This is a genomic window from Butyricicoccus sp. AM05-1 (assembly GCF_003474415.1).
Classification (GTDB): Bacteria; Bacillota; Clostridia; order Oscillospirales; family Butyricicoccaceae; genus Agathobaculum; species Agathobaculum butyriciproducens.
This window is the reverse complement of record NZ_QUDG01000006.1, coordinates 131,167-147,857: the sequence shown is the minus strand read 5'-3', so window position 1 is coordinate 147,857 and position 16,691 is coordinate 131,167. Positions and strand designations below refer to the sequence as shown.

8 protein-coding genes and 1 pseudogene are annotated in these 16,691 nt (G+C 55.6%); 1 reads left to right on the top strand and 8 read right to left on the bottom strand.

What is annotated here, in order from left to right; genetic code table 11:
• Window positions 1-37 precede the first annotated feature (37 nt).
• From DW088_RS16310 to DW088_RS10115, 7 genes and pseudogenes are all read right to left on the bottom strand, one after another.
• Window positions 38-530: pseudogene (locus DW088_RS16310) on the bottom strand (IS3 family transposase); the annotation flags it as partial.
• 239 nt (window positions 531-769) lie between these two features.
• Window positions 770-4,360 (bottom strand): S-layer homology domain-containing protein, encoded by a 3,591-nt coding sequence (locus DW088_RS10140; protein ID WP_118360623.1) that lies wholly within the window; start codon window positions 4,358-4,360, stop codon window positions 770-772.
• Window positions 4,361-4,541: 181 nt separating this feature from the next.
• Window positions 4,542-5,675: an ABC transporter substrate-binding protein gene (locus DW088_RS10135; RefSeq protein WP_118360622.1), complete on the bottom strand. Its 1,134-nt coding sequence runs from the start codon at window positions 5,673-5,675 to the stop codon at window positions 4,542-4,544.
• A 313-nt stretch (window positions 5,676-5,988) separates the two neighbouring features.
• Window positions 5,989-7,548: a response regulator gene (locus DW088_RS10130; RefSeq protein ID WP_118360621.1), complete on the bottom strand. Its 1,560-nt coding sequence runs from the start codon at window positions 7,546-7,548 to the stop codon at window positions 5,989-5,991.
• Window positions 7,545-8,981 carry a sensor histidine kinase gene (locus tag DW088_RS10125; RefSeq protein WP_118360620.1) on the bottom strand — a complete coding sequence of 479 codons (1,437 nt, stop codon included), beginning with the start codon at window positions 8,979-8,981 and terminating at the stop codon, window positions 7,545-7,547. Before DW088_RS10125 ends, DW088_RS10130 begins: the two co-directional genes overlap by 4 nt.
• Window positions 8,974-9,918 carry a substrate-binding domain-containing protein gene (locus tag DW088_RS10120; protein WP_118360619.1) on the bottom strand — a complete coding sequence of 315 codons (945 nt, stop codon included), beginning with the start codon at window positions 9,916-9,918 and terminating at the stop codon, window positions 8,974-8,976. Before DW088_RS10120 ends, DW088_RS10125 begins: the two co-directional genes overlap by 8 nt.
• Window positions 9,919-10,457: 539 nt before the next feature.
• On the bottom strand, window positions 10,458-11,363 hold the full coding sequence (locus tag DW088_RS10115; protein ID WP_118360618.1) for a DUF4349 domain-containing protein: 906 nt from the start codon (window positions 11,361-11,363) through the stop codon (window positions 10,458-10,460).
• Window positions 11,364-11,781: 418 nt separating this feature from the next.
• On the opposite strand from DW088_RS10115, the gene DW088_RS10110 reads away from it, so the two are divergent.
• The gene (locus DW088_RS10110) at window positions 11,782-14,601 is read left to right on the top strand and encodes a hybrid sensor histidine kinase/response regulator (protein WP_158574662.1); all 2,820 of its coding nucleotides are present in this window, start codon (window positions 11,782-11,784) and stop codon (window positions 14,599-14,601) included.
• A 304-nt stretch (window positions 14,602-14,905) separates the two neighbouring features.
• On the opposite strand, the gene DW088_RS10105 is transcribed toward DW088_RS10110, so the two are convergent.
• Window positions 14,906-16,558 carry a putative manganese-dependent inorganic diphosphatase gene (locus tag DW088_RS10105; protein WP_118360616.1) on the bottom strand — a complete coding sequence of 551 codons (1,653 nt, stop codon included), beginning with the start codon at window positions 16,556-16,558 and terminating at the stop codon, window positions 14,906-14,908.
• Window positions 16,559-16,691: the final 133 nt, after the last annotated feature.

Below are 16,691 nucleotides of genomic sequence, written 5' to 3'. Positions count from 1 at the left end.
CCCAAAAAGTTAGACAATCTTTTGAAGTAAAAATTGTTCAAGCTGCCGAAAGGGCTTGTTGGCTGTGAACCGCAGGCGACAAGCCCTTTAATTTTGCCTTGATTCTGCGGTTGTTGTAGTAGTCCGGATAGTCAATGAGTTCTTGCTTGAAGTGCTCCATGGACTGAATTTTTTGCAGATACAGCAGTTCACTCTTGAGCAGTCCGAAAAAATTCTCAATCACAGCGTTGTCTAAACAGTTGCCCTTCCGGCTCATGCTTGGACGGATACCCTTTTTCACGAAGTATCCACTGGTATTGCTTGTGCTGGTACTGCCAACCCTGATCCGAGTGCAGGATTAGATTTGTGTTGTCCGGAATTTTTGCAAATGCCTTGTCCAACATCGTTGTCACCATGCTTAACACAGGTCGATCCGAAATCGTATAACTAACCAAATCACTGCTGTGCAAGTCAAGAATGGGCGACAAATACAGCTTTTCCCCGAACAGTCTGAACGCCGTCACATCCGTTACCCATTTCAGATTTGGCTTCCGCTGTGATACAGCGATAGCCGTACCTCGAGCATCGTTTCGACCACCAGTTTCTTGAATTCTGGTGTGTATCGTTTGTTCAGTACTCCTTTTGGCATTAAAATCACCCCATCTGTTAGATAGTATATCACACTGTCTAACAAATGAGGTGCTGTTCAATAACCTCTCCTGGCTTTTCCTGTTCTGAACGCAAAGGGTCTCCCGCCATTCGGCGGGAGACCCTTTCTCATTTTACCGGCTTATTTACCGGTCTTTTCACACAGATTCTGCATGATAACAGCTACCTGTGCACGGGTGGCCGTGCCCTGCGGGTCAAAACGGTTGCCCGATTTGCCGCTCAGCAGACCAGCCTTCTGCATTCTGGTTACAGCGTCCTTCGCGTAAGCGCGGATGCTTGCGCTGTCGGCAAATGCAGCTGCACTGCCGGTTTCCTCTACCTTAGTGCCGGTGGCGGTCAGATAATTATCCATGATAACCGCAGCCTGCTCACGGGTGATGAGCGCATTCGGATTGAAATGCGAAGCGTCCACGCCGGAAACAATCTTGTTGGCTGCTGCCCAGTTGACGTATGCGTTGTAGTACATTTTGCTGTCTACGTCGGCAAACTGGCTCTGGGTGTTGTACGCGGAGATATCTGCGCCTGCCATACGGCCAAGCACGGTGACAAACATGCCGCGGGTCATGCCCTCGTTCGGGGAGAAGGTGGTTGCGGTCGTGCCGTTGAACAGCGCCTTATCGGTCACATATTCGATGGCATCCTTTGCCCAGTGGCCCGCGATGTCGGTAAAGGTGCTTACCGTACCCTCAATGACCTTAACATTCTTGCCCACGGTGCCGTAGTCGTCGTAATCCACAGAGTAATCGTTGAATACATCCTCGGATTCGTAGCCTACTGCATCGGTGAAGGTGCCCTCGTTCCAGTCTGCCAGCGTTGCCCAGGTATTGGTATTGCCGGCCTTGACGGTGTACGCGTTGATAACCGGAATATCGGTGGACTTCTCTGCAACAGAGGAGTTCAGTACGGTAGTAACGCGAACATACTTTGCACTGCCCAGTGCGGAAATATCAACCGTGTTCTTGCCGTTCTTCAGCTCTGCGGACTGGGAAGCCTTTACGGTCTTGCCGTCGTCCGAGGTCTCAACGGTTGCGGTTGCAGAAGCCGCGCCGGTAATCTCTGCGTTATAGGTAAACTGTGCTGCACTGCCGGTCATTGCGCGCCACTTGGTGGTGTGCGTGCCCTTGGTGACGATATTCTCCGGTGCGTAATCCAGCCATACGACCAGCTTGTCGCTTTCCGGACCCTTTGCAGTCGGATTTGCGTAAATCTGCTTGTTCTCCTCTGCGGTCAGCTTGGTGGTATAGAAGCGGAGCTGACCGATGTCACCTGTCAGCATGGTGTGCGTCTTGCCGCGGCCGCGGTCTGTCAGCAGATGACGGTGGAATGCAAAGCCGGAGTACATGGACTTGCCTTCCCAGTTGCGGATCTCAGAATCAAAATCCGGTGCATCGATGTGGCCGCTTGCCTTGGTATCCTCGTAGCTGTCGCCGCCGGTTGCACGATCAAAGCCGCCGGTGTACTGTACCCACTTGCCGAGGGTAACGCCGCCGCCCATATTCTCGTCGTCGTTCCAGAAGTACTCGCCGTTATCGTTGTTAAAGCCAATGCCATAGGTAACCATGCCGGTCTTGCGGACTGCCATGCGGAACAGGTAGTTGGTGCCGTAGCTGATGGAAGCGCCCTTCATCAGCAGCGGGTTGTGGTCCCACTCATCGCCCGTTGCCAGACGGTCGATGTTTGCCCAAACCATGCCGGTAACGCCGTTGTCTACCACATAGTTCTTGTTATCCGGAATTTCCACATAATCGTCCACACCGTCCAGAGACAGACCCCAGCCGCCGTTGTACTTAACGAGCGTCGGATTGCCGCGGATGATGCCGTCGTTGCCCTTGCCGGACTTATCCTTTACGATCGGGGTGCCCTGCATGGAGCCGAGCACGGCAACGGTCTTCTCTGCCGAGTTGCCGACCTTGACGGCATAGCTGCCGCCTGCCGGTGCCTTGTAGGCAAACTCAACCGTGCGGGTTTCGCCTGCCTTGAGCGCAGTCTTCTGCGAGGTAACGGCTGCGCCGTTGATGTACAGCACTGCCTCTGCGGTGCCGTCCTCATTGCCGATGTTCTGCACATCCGCCTTGGTGTAGATGACATCGCTGGTCGGCTCGCTTACTGTGCCGCCGCCGAGCTGCAGGCGCAGGTTGCTGTAGGTGTAGGTTGCCTTGCGGAAGGTAACATTGACAGTCTTGGTGTAGCTGTCCAGCTTGAGGGTATGCGTGCCGAGTGCAGAAAGCGTCAGCGGTGCGCTCAGCGTTGCGGACTCGCCGGGATTCAGACCGACAACACGCTCCTTGCCGCTCTTGCCGAACTCATACAGCCAACGGTCGGTGCCGTTGTCCTTGACACACATGGAGGCGGTCGCCAGACCCTTGCCGACATTGGTCACCTTTGCGGATACCGTAACAGTGCCGTTGGACTGAACGGTGTCCGGGGTGATGGAAATATCGCTGTACGCCAGCTTGGCGCCGTCCTTGGACAGCGTAACCGTCTCAAATACCTTCTCGCCGTCGCTGCTCAGACCCAGGTTCTTATAGGTCAGCAGACCGTCCTTGACGGTTACTTCGAGCATATCGCCCTTGCCGGTTGCAAGCAGGTTGGGATAGTTGTCGTTTAGGCGCTGATCCGGCTTGCCGGTGTCGATCTTGCCGTCACCGATGCGGGCATCGCCCTGGGTTACATACAGGGTATCCGCGCCGCGCTTCGGGTCAGCAGAAGCATAGCGGGAATACAGATGGGTATGGCCGCTGAACATGATATTCACGTTGCCGTTCTCCACGATGGAGGGAACGTACTTGCGGGTCAGATCATCCTCGAACGGATGGTGCATGGTAACAACGCGGAAGTCAGCCTTCTTGGCATTGTCGGTTGCAAGATCAGCCTTGAGCCAGTCGAGCGACTCGTTTACAACGGCCTTGGTTGCCGCATCTGCCTCGCCGCCGCCCGCAGTGGAGTTCAGCTCGAACAGCGACCACGGGTTGCTGTCCAGCATATCGAAATGCACCGGACCGCAGTCAAACGCTACGTTGCGTCCGGTCTCGTTGGACTTATACTGCTCCTTCTGCACCTTGGTGACATACTCATCAAAGTAGGCACCGTAATCGTGGTTGCCGCTGTTGTAGATGACCGGCACATTGTGCAGGAACGAGCCGACATTCTGGAACCAGTACGGGAACTGATCCTTCTGAGAGCCGGTGCCCTCTACCATATCGCCGGTATGCAGGATAAAGTCCGGATCGAACTGTGCGATCACGTCGGAAACCTTGGTTGCCGTTTCAAAGCGATGGCTGTCGCTGACAACCACAAAGCGGATCTCATTCGAATTTTCGGGCAGCGTGCGGAAGTGACCTTCCACAGTCTGTCCGTCCTCGGTCTCAACCTTGTAGGTATAGGTCGTACCCGGAGTCAGATCGGTCAGGCGGGCACGATACATGTGCATGCTCTCACCCTTAAACTTTTCGCCCTCCTCTACCGGAACCTCGAGCGTTTTCTTGTCCGCATCGCTCGTACCGTAGGTAATGGTGGACTTCATCGGTTTATCCAGTTCCCAAACGACAACCATGCCGTTTGTTTTCGGGGTCATCAGGTACGGACCCGTCAGGAAGGAGCCGGTATCCGTCCTTCCGATTGCGAAAGCAGTGCTCGGCACCAGTGTTGCCAGCATCACGGCCGACAGCACACCGCTGAGCAGCCGCCGCATACGCGAAGATTTTTTAGCCATTTTCTTTTCTCCTTTCTCTTCACGGTACGGCTGCCGCCATACCGCCGCGTCTATGTTAAACCTTTTAAGTTAAGGCAATACCGCATAATTGAACAAGAGTGATTTGCGAGTAAATTTTGCGTACTGACGAGGCCCAGTTTTGCGGTAATACTTGATGTATTACCGTGAAACTGCAACAAAGTCAGGACACAAAATTTCCGCAAAGCACCGCCGCTTTAATTGTGCGGTGTTGCCTTAAGGTTCGCGCGCTGTAAATATGCGTGTCGAAGTACGAAATCAGCCGCGTTCGGTTCTCGCCTGCCCACTCCAAATCGTAGGTGATGAGCTTGACCTCGTCCAGCGGCGGCAGTCCGTCCGCTGCGCGGGCGGTGCTGTTTGCCGGAAGACGGCAGCTTTTCGCTTCGATGTAGCATTCCTCTCCGCGGGAAGAGGTCAGCCAGTCGATAAAGATGCGGGCGTTTTCGCGCTCCTGCTCCGGTGCACCACGCACAAGCGCGCACGCGCCGATCTCATAGCCGGTGCCGTCTGCCGGACTGCGCACCGCAATGGGATAGCCATCCAGCGCCGCGCGGAAGGCGTCATGCGAGAACACGATACCGACGGCGTATTCGCCGTTTTTTACCCGCTCTGCCGGCTCCACACCCGAACGGGTGTACAAACCGACGTTTTGGTCTAATTTTTGAAGATACTCCCATGCCTTGTCCTCGCCGCACATCTGCACAAGCGTTGCCAGCGTGGTATACGAGGTACCCGAGCTTTTCGGAGTTGCCATCACAATCTGCCCTGCCAGTGCAGGCGACAGCAGATCGTCCCAGCAGGTCGGCATCGGCGTTCCCGTCCGTGCAAACCAGTCGGTGTTGCAGGCGAAGCACAGCGTACCGATGTAGATCGGATTCCACACGCCCTGCTCATCCAGATAGGCTTCGGGCACATCGGTCAGCTCGGGACTTTGATACGCCTCCAGCAGACCGGCCTCTCGCAGCTGAATATAGTTATCCGCCGATCCGCCCAGCAGCACAGAAGCCTGCGGGTTGTCCCGCTCCTGCTCGAGCCGCGCGGTCATTTCTCCGGCAGGAAGATGAATACAGTCCACGGTGATGCCGGTATCCTTGCGGAAGGCACTGCAGTACAGCAGCGTTTCCGACTCCGGCAGCGGACTGTAAACGGTAAGATGGTCATATTTCGGTGTTTCTGTCCCCTCCTCCATCGCATGATTGTGCTCCTGCGGTGAGGGATCGTTCTGCTGCTGACCCGTACAGCCGCAGAGCAGTCCGGTCAGCAGCAGAACAACAGGAAGAAAACATATTCTTTTCATAGCTTCCACCTCGATACAAAAGGCGGGCAGCTTTTCTCTGCCCCTATACTATAACAGTTTAAGCGGCTTCGCTCTACCGTCCATCATCCGATAAAATTTTACCATTCAAGAAGGCCGTTCCTGAACGGTGAATTTCTTACGATATTATTTTAGGCAGTACCGCATAATTAAGCAAGAGCGATTTGCGAGTAAATTTTACGGACTGACGAGGCGTGGTTTTGCGGTAATACTTGATGTATTACCGCAAAATCACAACAAAGTCAGGGCACAAAATTTCCGCAAAGCGCCGCAGCTTTAATTGTGCGGTATTGCCTCATCTCTCTTCCGACCGGCTGCGGTACTCGCGCGGCGAAACGCCGACGTGCTTTTTGAACAGATAGCTGAAATAGTGCGAATCCTGATAACCGACGTCGAACGCAATATCGCTCATACGGCTGTTGCCCTCGGTCAGCAGATGCTTTGCCGCCTCGATGCGGACAGCGGTCAGATATTCGACAAAGGTCTGACCGGTCTCCTGCGAAAACACGGTAGAAAAATGGTTCGGACTGAACCCGACCTCTGCCGCCACCATGTGCAGTGAAATACCGCTGTCCGCATAATTTTCGCGGATAAACTCCTTTGCACGGCTGATCTCCGCGCTGTATCGCACATTCTGATGGCGATAACACAGACGAGTCATGCGGCCGAGCACCTCGGCGGCACAGGCCTTTGTGCCCTCGAGCGTCGCCGCCTGACCGAGCACCGCCTGCGGGTCCTCCGGAGGCGGAATGCTGCCTGCCTGCACCTCATCAGCCAGCTGAGAGGCTGTGACGAGCAGATTCATCAGCAGATAATACCGGTACAGCACGCTCTGCATGTCCTGCGCCGCAGAGTCGCCGAAATAACCCTCGACAATACGCGGCACGTCCTCGGGGGCGGCATGCCGCAGCTTGTCCGCCAGTGAGCCGCCTGCCGAGAAATCGAACTCGTGCTGCACACCGGCAAAGTCCGTGCTGCCGAATACGCCGTTGTCCGCACACGCGGAGGCCTGCAGCAGTGTATCCTTCGCTGTGCGGTAGCTTTCCGGCAGGGCGCTGACACGGGAGACCGGTGCGCCGATCGCGCACAGCGCGTTCCAGCCCAGCACCTGACAAAGCTCATGCCGCAGGTTCTGACAGAACTCGTAGGCGGTTTCGCGCACAGCTTCCTCGGTCTCTCCGCGCAGCAGGAGCACCAGCCGGCGGCTGCCGCGGAAAAAGGCGCAGACCTCGCTTTCCTCGCCGCACAAACGCTCGGTCAGCGCGCGCACCTGCTCCTGCACGGCATTTTCCGGCAGACGCACGATGCACACCAGATACTGCTTTGCTGTCAGCAGCAGCCCCCAGCGTTCTCCCTGTACAGCCGCCTCTGCAGTCGGCACGCTGCCCGAGAGCAGGTCGTTGAGAAAATGCTCACGCAGTACGTCCTCCTCGCGCTCACTGCGGCTGTTTGCGCCCGTCGAGCGAAGCTGCTGCTGCTCCTGCTCAATCTGCTCGGCAACCTGTCCGAGCGTTTCGAGCAGCTGCGCCGAGCTGACCGGCTTGAGCAGATACGCATCCGCGTGCAGCGAAACCGCCTTCTGTGCATACTCAAATTCATCGTGTCCGCTGAGGAACACAATACGCAGCCATGGCATGGTGCGCCGTACAACCTTTGCCAGCTCCAGACCATCCATAAACGGCATGCGGATGTCCGTAATGAGCACATCCGGCTTCATTTCCATCAGCATAGGCAGTGCCATTTCGCCGTCCGGCGCTTCACCTGCAAATAGAAAGCGTCCCTGCTCCTTTTCAATGCAGTTGCGGATGCCGTCCCGGATGATCTCCTCATCATCCGCAATGAATACACGCATCATAGCGTTTTCCCCTCCTGTTCGTCCGGTACGGTGAAGCTGATGCGTGTGCCGTGCCGGTATTCACTCTCAATCGTCAGTCCGCAGCCGTAATACAGCCGCAGGCGCTGTTCTACATTGCGCAGACCGTAGCCGCCCTTGCCGTCCGGGTCAAGCGGTGCGCCGTTCTGCAGCGAGGTCCGTACCTCGGCAAGACGCTCCGGTGTCATGCCCATGCCGTTGTCCTCCACGGCGAAGTACATGCCTCCTGCCTGCCTGCGGCCGGTCACGGTAATCTGTCCTCTGCCGCGCCTGCGCTTAATGCCGTGATAAATCGCGTTTTCAACCAGCGGCTGCAGCACGATTTTCAGCATATACCGCTCGTGCAGCGCGGGATCAATATCAATCGTATACCGCATGATGCTGCCGTACCGCACCGACTGAATCTGCAGATAGTTTGCAACGTGCTGTTCCTCGCGCTCGACCGTGATGTAATCCGCGCCGCGGCTGAGCGAGATGCGCAGAAAGCCGGTGAACGCCATCGTCATCTCGACAACCTCGCTGTTTCGGCCCTCTTCAGCCAGCCAGACGATGGTTTCCAGCGTATTGTACATGAAATGCGGCGTGATCTGCGCCTGTAGCGCCCGCAGTTCGGCTTTTTTGATGGTCTTTTCCTGCTCGACCCGCTCATGAATGAGCGCACCCAGCTGCTCCGCCATTGTATTGAGATCGCGTGTCAGCAGATGCAGCTCGTCGATCTCAGTCGGCGGGACGCGCTCGGTCAGCTCACCGGCGGCAATGCGGTTGGCAAACTGCTCCAGCTGCCGCAACGACGCGCCGATCGCGCCTTCCAGATTGTCGGATGCCCGAATAGTCAGCCAGACCATCACGCCGACCAGCACAATGAGTGCAAGCGCTGCCGCACCCAGTCCGTGCTGAATGCAGGCGTTGAAACGACCCATGCGGGCGATCTCATTCTCGATATAGCGGTCAAGCATGCTGCCCGCCAGATGGCCGACGCTGTGAATCTCGCGGTACAGCGATTCGTTGCGGCTGACCGCGGCACCGGCGTCCATCTGCGTTTCCAGCTGATCAACGTAGCTGTCGATCGTGCGGATGGCGCGCAGCGCCGCGTTGAGGTACTGTGCCTCGTCCTCTCCGGCACTGTCCAGCATATCGTTCAGTTCCCACAAAGCGCTGTCGATCAGCATCCGCTGCCGTCCATCCTCGAAGGAAATACGGCCGGAAACCACGTTCCACACCTCATCCGGCAGATCCTGCACCAGCACAGTGCGCACCTCGGAGGCACGGGTCGTCAATGCAATATCCGCGCCATAGCGCTGTGTCAGCACAACCAGCAGACCTGCCAGCACGCACACCGGTAAAATCATGCAGATCACACTGCGCAGCAGCGACTGCCGCAGCAAGCCGTGCAGGCTGTGATGGTTTTTACGCATCGGCCGTTCCCTCCTCCGTCAGCACGGCGGTATCCGCCAGAGCGATATAGGGCTTCCACGGTGCCTTCGCAATCCGCTGGGCTGCGTCTGCGGTCAGTTCAGCCAGCTGCGTATCATCCAGTGCGCCGATTACGGCAACCTCCCCTTTTTTCTGCAGCGCGCGCAGCTCCGCACCGCCGCCAAACGCACAAATCAGCACATCCTTTCCCGGTTTACGGCCGTGGCTGTGCAGATAATCCACCGCACCGAGCGCCATGGCGTCATTCTGGGCGAAAATGTAGCCGATTTCGTCCAGATGGTCCTCCATCTCCTCCAGTATTTCGCAGCCGCGCGAGCGCATGCCGTCGCCGCACAGGCTGTAGGTTACGGTCAATCCGTGTTCCTCCAGAGCCTCGCGGCAGCCGCGTGCAATCTCTCTTGCGTCCGAAGCATTTACCGTGCCGTAAAGCTCCAGTACACCGTCCCGCGGCATGCGCTGCTGCAGAAGCGCATCCGCCGCCTGCCCGGCGAGCGACACATAATCAAATCCAATATGCTGCAGCGGCACATCATCCACGCCGCGTATCGCGCGGTCTATCGACAGCAGCGGCACGGAGGCGGATTTTGCTTCGCGCAGCACGTTGTCCCAGCCGCTTTCCACCAGCGGCGTAAATGCGATTGCGTCCACCTGATACACGATCAGCGCACGCACGGCTTCAATCTGTGCCTCCTGCGTGCGCTCGACCGGCATTTCCAGCACTTTGAAGCCATGTTCCTCCGCCGCATGTACAAGCGCTTCGGACTGCGCTTCGCGCCGGTCATCCTCTGCCGCCGTGGTGACAATGCCGAGCACCGGCACATGGGCATTCTCTTTTTCCGGCTGTGCCAATCCCTGCAGCAACCGCAGCATCACAACTGTGCAGAGCAGCAGCAATGCCGCCCCTTTCCATCGTTTCATGGTTTTCTCTCCGTTTCTCTTTCTCTCCTGAATGATTTAATCATATCATACTTTGGAGGAATGAGCCAAATGTATTTAACCATAGTATAAAAACTATCCAAATAAGCGCCTATGATATTGTGCATATTCCCTCACTTAGACAGAGAAATATCTTCCGGCGCAGTCGGATCTACTTGCATTGGCTGTTGATATGCGGTATAATATGATTACATAAGGAAAGACAAAAGTGCACATCGTGCACGCGAAAAGCCCCGGTGTTCCAGCACCGGGGCTTTTCTATGCCGTTTGGTATGAGGCGGCTTATTCCTCAGGCTGACTACCGGTTACTGTTTCTGTCCAGCCATTTGCAAATGTAATATGCAACTACACTCGCCACAACAGAAATAAGGAAAGACAAAGTGATAGACATCGTGCACACCCCCTTTCTCTACCTTTATGGGGGGCGGTAGCACTATCAGTATATCATAGCCGCAGTAAATCGACAAGTATCGACAAAAGGAGCGCAGATTGCAAACATCTGCGCTCCTTTTGCACCTGTATTACCGATCATCTTTTTTTGTCGGAATCTCCGTCTGCTCGGCTTCGCGCGCCTTCCTGCGCCGACGGCGCAGGACCGCAACAGCGCCGCCTCCGGCAGCAGCCAGCAGGAGCACCGGCCAGAACATCACCGCACCGACAATGAGCGCGCGAACCGCGTCAACCAGACCACGTGTTCCGGTCTTAGCCGCCTGCGCGAGCTGTGCGCCGAAGCCGCTGCCTTCAGGCGTTGCGGTCAGCGTCTGAACCTCTTTCAGATCCACATAGAAGGTCGAAAATCCGACCAGATCATCGTAATGGCGCTTAGAGCCGGTCAGCGAGTCGATCTCGTATTCGCAGTCGGCCAGCGCGTTCTCGAGAGAGATAATATCCTCCATCTTATCCGCCTGATCGAGCAGCGCCAGCAGCCGCTCGTGCTTGGTGGTCAGCGTTGCCAGACGGGTTTCGATATCGGTATACTGCTCGGTCACGTCCTCGCTCGAACGCGAGCTGTACACCACATGCACGCTGCTGCCGAGCTGCTCGTAAAACGCCTCAAACTTCTCCTGTGGAATGCGCAGGACATAGCTCGCATGTCGGCTGCCCGCATCGCCGGAAAGACTGCTCGATTCAAGATAGCCGCCTGCATCCGCTGCCATTTTCTCAATATCTGCAGAGGCTTTGTCGAAATCCTGCGTTTCGAGCGTCAGATTAGCGTTCAAAATCAGCTTGGCATTCTTTCTCACCGCAGAAAAGTCCGCACCGCTCTCAGCGGTATCTGCCGACGCTTCCTCGGTCCAGCCATTCATGTCACCCGGCATACTGCCGCTGTCACCGGCTGCCGCCGATGCCGAATTGCCGACGCTTGCTCCGCAGGCGGAAAGCAGCAGCAAAAGTGCAAGGAACAGGGGAAATAATCGTTTTTTCATAACAGACACCTCGTTTCTTGAGAGGTACGGCGCACGGCCGCTGTATTTTCTCTTGTTACTTAATTAGACGAGATGCCGTGCGATTTGGTTCCCTCTGTTCTGTATATCAATCAAACGATTTTTAATACCGCATTCTATTGAAATCACGGTCGATTTTGCGTCTTTCTCTTGCAACCCTGTCGTTCTTCACCTATAATAGAATATAATAACCGAATAAATATTCAGCAAACCAGGCGAAAGCCTGCGGCGCAAAGCTAAGAAGCCGCTTTCGCAATGACTGCGAAACCGACTTCACAGGGCCTGTAAAATGGCAGCCAGCTGCCTCGTTTGAGATGCACAGATGCATTACCGATGCAGCAGTGCATCTTTTTTCTTTTACAGAGAAATGCCGGACGCATTCCGGCTTACGGAGGGGTATATGAACAGAATTACAACCAGACTGAAACGGTACAGCTGTCTGCTGCTGTGCCTCTGCCTGCTTATGCCGCTGCTACAGGGCACAGCCGCTGCTGTGCAGGATTCCTCTGTCGTGCGAGTTGCATGGTATCCGGATTCCGCCTACAACATCACCTGCGAAAACGGCGAACGCAGCGGCTATGGCTACGAATATCAGCAGTCCGTCGCCGCATATACCGGCTGGACCTATCATTATATCGAAGCAAACTGGCCGGATTCACTGAACATGCTGCAAAAGGGCGAAATCGACCTGATGGCCGGCGTATCCTACGCCGAGGGCCGTGCCCAGACCATGCTGTTTTCCGATCTGCCGATGGGCGAGGAAAAATATTACCTGTATGCAAATCTCGCCGCTGCCAACATTTCCGTATCCGATTTGACCACCCTGAACGGCAAGCGCATCGGCATGCTGTCCGAAAGTATCGCGACCACGCAGTTCTGCGAATGGGAGACGCGCCACGGTCTGCACACCGAGCATGTGACCATCACCAGCGACGAGGACGCAGCCGCCAAGATCGCCAGCCGCGAAATCGACGGTTTTATCTCGGTCGAGAGTCCCCAGTGGCAGGAATACGGCCTGTCCGCGATCACCTCGTTCGGCAGCTCGGATGTTTACTTCGTGATCAGCAAAAGCCGTCCCGACCTCAAGGAAGCGCTCGATAATACCATGCGCCGTATTGCACACGACAAGCCGTTCTATCAGGATGATCTGTATCAGCGCTATCTGTCTGCCCAGTCGGTCGAGCTCCTCTCGACTGAGGAGCAGGACTGGCTCCGGCAGCATGGCGCCATCCGCATCGGTTTTCTGAATCATGACACCGGCATCAGCAACTTTGATATCCGAACCGGTGATGTTACCGGTATTCTCACGGATTATGTCGTATATGCGACGAATTGTCTGGGTGATAACGCCTTGCATTTCGACCTGCACGGCTTTGACACGCAGCTTGAGCAGCTGCAGGCACTGCAGAACGGTGAGATCGACCTGATTTTTCACACCAGCCAGAACCCGCGTGCCGCCGAAGAGAACGGTCTTGCTCTGTCGAACACCGTCTTGAGCTTCAGTCAGGCGGCGCTTACCACGAAGAACTATTTTAATGAGCTTGAGCCAAACACCGCTGCCATCCCCAAGAACGATTTTTCGCTCAAGCAGTACCTTTCCTATAATTATCCCAATTGGACGATCCTCGAATACCCTTCGACGAATGACGCGATCAAAGCCATGCGTACCGGCAGTGCGGACTGCTATGTAATGCGTGCCGGTCAGCTGCCGCGCTATATGAAGGGCAAAACGCTGTACCGCGTGTTCCTCACACAGACGAGCAAGACCTCGTTCGCCGTACGGCAGGGCGATACGGCTTTGCTGTCCATCCTGAACAAAACGCTCAAAACCATGCCTTCTTCTCTGCTGACCGGTGCACTCGCCATGTACGACAGTGCGCCCGAAAAGGTCACCGCTGCATACTTTATCAAGGACAATCTGACCACTGCCTCTGCTGTGTTCATCCTGCTCTCTCTGCTGCTGTTCGGTCTGTTCCGCAAGGCCCGGCAGTCCGCCAAACAGGCGCAGGAGCTGAACCTCAAGCTGCAGCAGAGCCAGACAGAGCTGCAGGAGGCGCTCACGCAGGCCAAGGCTGCCAATGCCGCCAAAACAACGTTCCTGAACAACATGTCGCACGATATCCGCACACCCATCAACGGCATCATCGGCATGCTGACTATCATTCGCAAAAATAAGGACGACCACGCGCGCATACGCGATTGTCTGCATAAAATCGAGCTGTCCTCTCAGCTGCTTCTGTCTCTGGTGAACGATGTTCTGGATATGGCTCAGCTGGAAAACGGCACCGTCGTTCTGCGGAGCGAATCCATGAATCTGGATGAAGTCTGCGGCAGCATTACCAATTCGTTGCTGTTTCAGGCGGAAGCCGCCGGTCTTACCGTCACCGGTGAGCATGACGATTTTTCCGGTATTTACGTCCGCAGCAGTGCGCTGCATCTGAAAAAAATCCTGATGAATCTGTTCACCAACTGCGTGAAATACAACAAGCCCGGCGGTTCCATCCATATGCAGATGCACATGCTCGAACGGACGGATGCAAAGATCACCTGTCAATTCATCATCGAGGACACCGGTCTGGGCATGTCCGAGGATTTCATCAAAAACCATCTGTTCAATCCGTTTGAGCAGGCGGACAAGTCCCCCCGCTCAAGCTATATGGGTACCGGACTCGGCATGTCTATCGTGCATCAGCTCATCGAGCAAATGGGCGGCACCATTTCGGTGGAGAGCAAACTCGGTGAAGGCAGCCGTTTTACCGTCGTACTGCCTTTTGAACTCGATCGTGACGCGACAGCAGCAGCAGCTTCGCCGCAGACACCGTCAGATATTTCCGGTGCGCGGCTGCTCGTTGCCGAGGATAATGAGCTCAACATGGAGATTGCAATCTTCCTGCTGCACGACAGCGGTGCACAGACCGTTCCTGTGCAGAACGGCAGGCAGGCGCTTGCAGCCTTTCGGGACTCCGAGCCGGGCAGCTTTGATGCCATTCTCATGGACGTGATGATGCCCGAGATGGACGGTCTGGAGGCTGCAAAAGCTATCCGGGCACTCGACCGGCCGGACGCGAAAGCCATTCCGATTATCGCCATGACAGCCAACGTCTTCAAGGAGGACCGCGAGAAGTGTCTCGCCGCAGGCATGAACGCGCATCTGTCTAAGCCGCTTGATGCCGAGACGATGAAACGAACCATCTCTGAGCAGCTGAAAAAGCTAAATTAAATACAAAAAGCGGGAGAAACCAAGGTTTCTTCCGCTTCAGCTTGTCGAAAAAGTTAGAATTCTATTTTGTGCTTCGTGCGACAGCACGCATAAAATAGAATTTGCGCAGCAAATTCATAAAAGCCGGGGGCGTGTACCTCGGTTTTTATACAAGGGAAGAAAAAATGTGTCCGGAGGGCGCGGTTTTTCTTCAGCATTCGATCGAAAGCGTGGTTTCGATCGAGAGGCTGCTCGAAAAACGATAGTTGTTCGACAGCCTCAAGCGGAAGAAACCAAGGTTTCTTCCGCTTTTACTCTGCAAATCTTACTCTATTTCCTCATCGTGCTCCATCGCTCCGACAAGCGGCGCTACCATCTGCTTCTTGCGGCTGACGACACCGGGCAGGACGACCGAATGCTCACCGCAGTCGGTCTTGAAGGCCGCACGGACCAGTTGCTGTGCGCCCTTGCCGACGTAGAGCAGCTCTGTCTTTTCCTCGATAATGTTGGTCAGCATAGCGAACAGCATGGACAGACCGCTCGATGCCAGGCAGCTTTCCATGTACTCGAGCATTTTATCACGGATGCCGGACAGCTCGTTCTCACTGACACTCGTCACCTGCGAAATCGCAATCTTCTGATTCTGCACCTGAAAATACTTGAAATCCATGTGGAACAGCTCATCCATCGAGCGATCGAGCAGACGCGAGCTGGAACGGAACATTTCTGTTGCATACTGCTTGATGTCCAGACCGGCGATTTTCGCCAACTCTTCTGCAGCCATGCGGTCAAGCGGCGTACACGTCGGCGAGCGGAACATCAGCGTGTCCGACAGGATTGCCGAGCACAGCAGACCCGCGATTTTCGGCTCGATCTCCACGTTGTGCTCATGGTACATCTGCGTGATGATGGTCGCGGTGCAGCCGAGCGGCTGATTGCGGAAGTAGATCGGTCCGCTGGTTTCCACCGAGTCAATGCGGTGGTGGTCGATGATTTCAACAATATTGGTCGAACGAATGCCTTCGGCGGCCTGATCGCGCTCGTTGTGATCAACCAGAATGACCGACGGACGCTCCAGATCCAGCAGGTTGCGCTGTGAGAACATACCGACATATCGTCCCTGTTCATCCATCAACGGGTAATAGCGGATACGCTTCTTAGAAACCGTGCGCTTTACATCCTCAACCGTTTCCTCCGGCTCGAAGGTGATAAGTCTCTTTTTCCGCATCACATGCCGCACCGGAACCGCCTGACCGATAACCTTGACACAGGTGTAGGTATCATACGGGGTGGCGATGATGGAAACGCCGTTTTCCGAGGCCAGCTTTCGGATGGTGCGCGAAACCTTGGAGCCGAGACCGATGACCATGCAGCCGGCGCTCATCTCAATGGCGCACAGCTGGCTTTCGTAACGGTTGCCGAGAATGACCATATCGTTTTTGCCGATGTAGTCCTCGAGCACGTCCGGATTAGCCGCCGCAACGACCACACTGCCCTGCTCAAACCGCTGGTCAATGTCGCCAACCTCGAGCGTGCCGTCAAGCACATCGACCAGATTGCGATAGCTGGTCTTGGCCTCCGCCAGCGCATTGGCGTCCTGATCCTCGATGTAGAAGCGCGCGATATCGCCCAGCGTCAGCAGACCCTTCAGATGGCGATCCTCATCGACAACGGCCAGCGTCTGAATGTCATTTTCGTTCATGTAATCCCATGCACGGCGCAGTGACAACTCCTCGCTGATGCCCGGCACCTCACGGTACTGCACATCGCTCAGGCGCGGCTCAAACGACTTGATGTAGCGCGGCGGCTCCACACCGAAGCGTTCGAGCACAAATTTGGTCTCCGCATTGACGTGACCCGCACGGCAGGCTATGTATTCTCCGCCGGTCAGTCTGCGCTTGAGGTGCGCGTAGCAGATTGCAGAGCAAATGGAATCCGTATCCGGATTGCGATGTCCGATAACAAAAACTGGGTTCATGCACTGATGCTCCTTTATGTGATAAGGGATGGCTCCCCTTCGGAATCCGTTTGATGGAATGAAACCTTGTGGTTTGATTGTATCATTTAACCGGGGAAATAGCAAGGTACGGAAGAGGAATCCAACCCCAAAC

Bases quoted from the DNA above. Each gene is read 5' to 3' on its own strand.
- DW088_RS10115 (WP_118360618.1), bottom strand. From the start codon at position 11,363: ATGAAAAAACGATTATTTCCCCTGTTCCTTGCACTTTTGCTGCTGCTT.
- DW088_RS10105 (WP_118360616.1), bottom strand. From the start codon at position 16,558: ATGAACCCAGTTTTTGTTATCGGACATCGCAATCCGGATACGGATTCC.
- DW088_RS10140 (WP_118360623.1), bottom strand. From the start codon at position 4,360: ATGGCTAAAAAATCTTCGCGTATGCGGCGGCTGCTCAGCGGTGTGCTG.
- DW088_RS10110 (WP_158574662.1), top strand. From the start codon at position 11,782: ATGAACAGAATTACAACCAGACTGAAACGGTACAGCTGTCTGCTGCTG.
- DW088_RS10130 (WP_118360621.1), bottom strand. From the start codon at position 7,548: ATGATGCGTGTATTCATTGCGGATGATGAGGAGATCATCCGGGACGGC.
- DW088_RS10120 (WP_118360619.1), bottom strand. From the start codon at position 9,918: ATGAAACGATGGAAAGGGGCGGCATTGCTGCTGCTCTGCACAGTTGTG.
- DW088_RS10125 (WP_118360620.1), bottom strand. From the start codon at position 8,981: ATGCGTAAAAACCATCACAGCCTGCACGGCTTGCTGCGGCAGTCGCTG.
- DW088_RS10135 (WP_118360622.1), bottom strand. From the start codon at position 5,675: ATGAAAAGAATATGTTTTCTTCCTGTTGTTCTGCTGCTGACCGGACTG.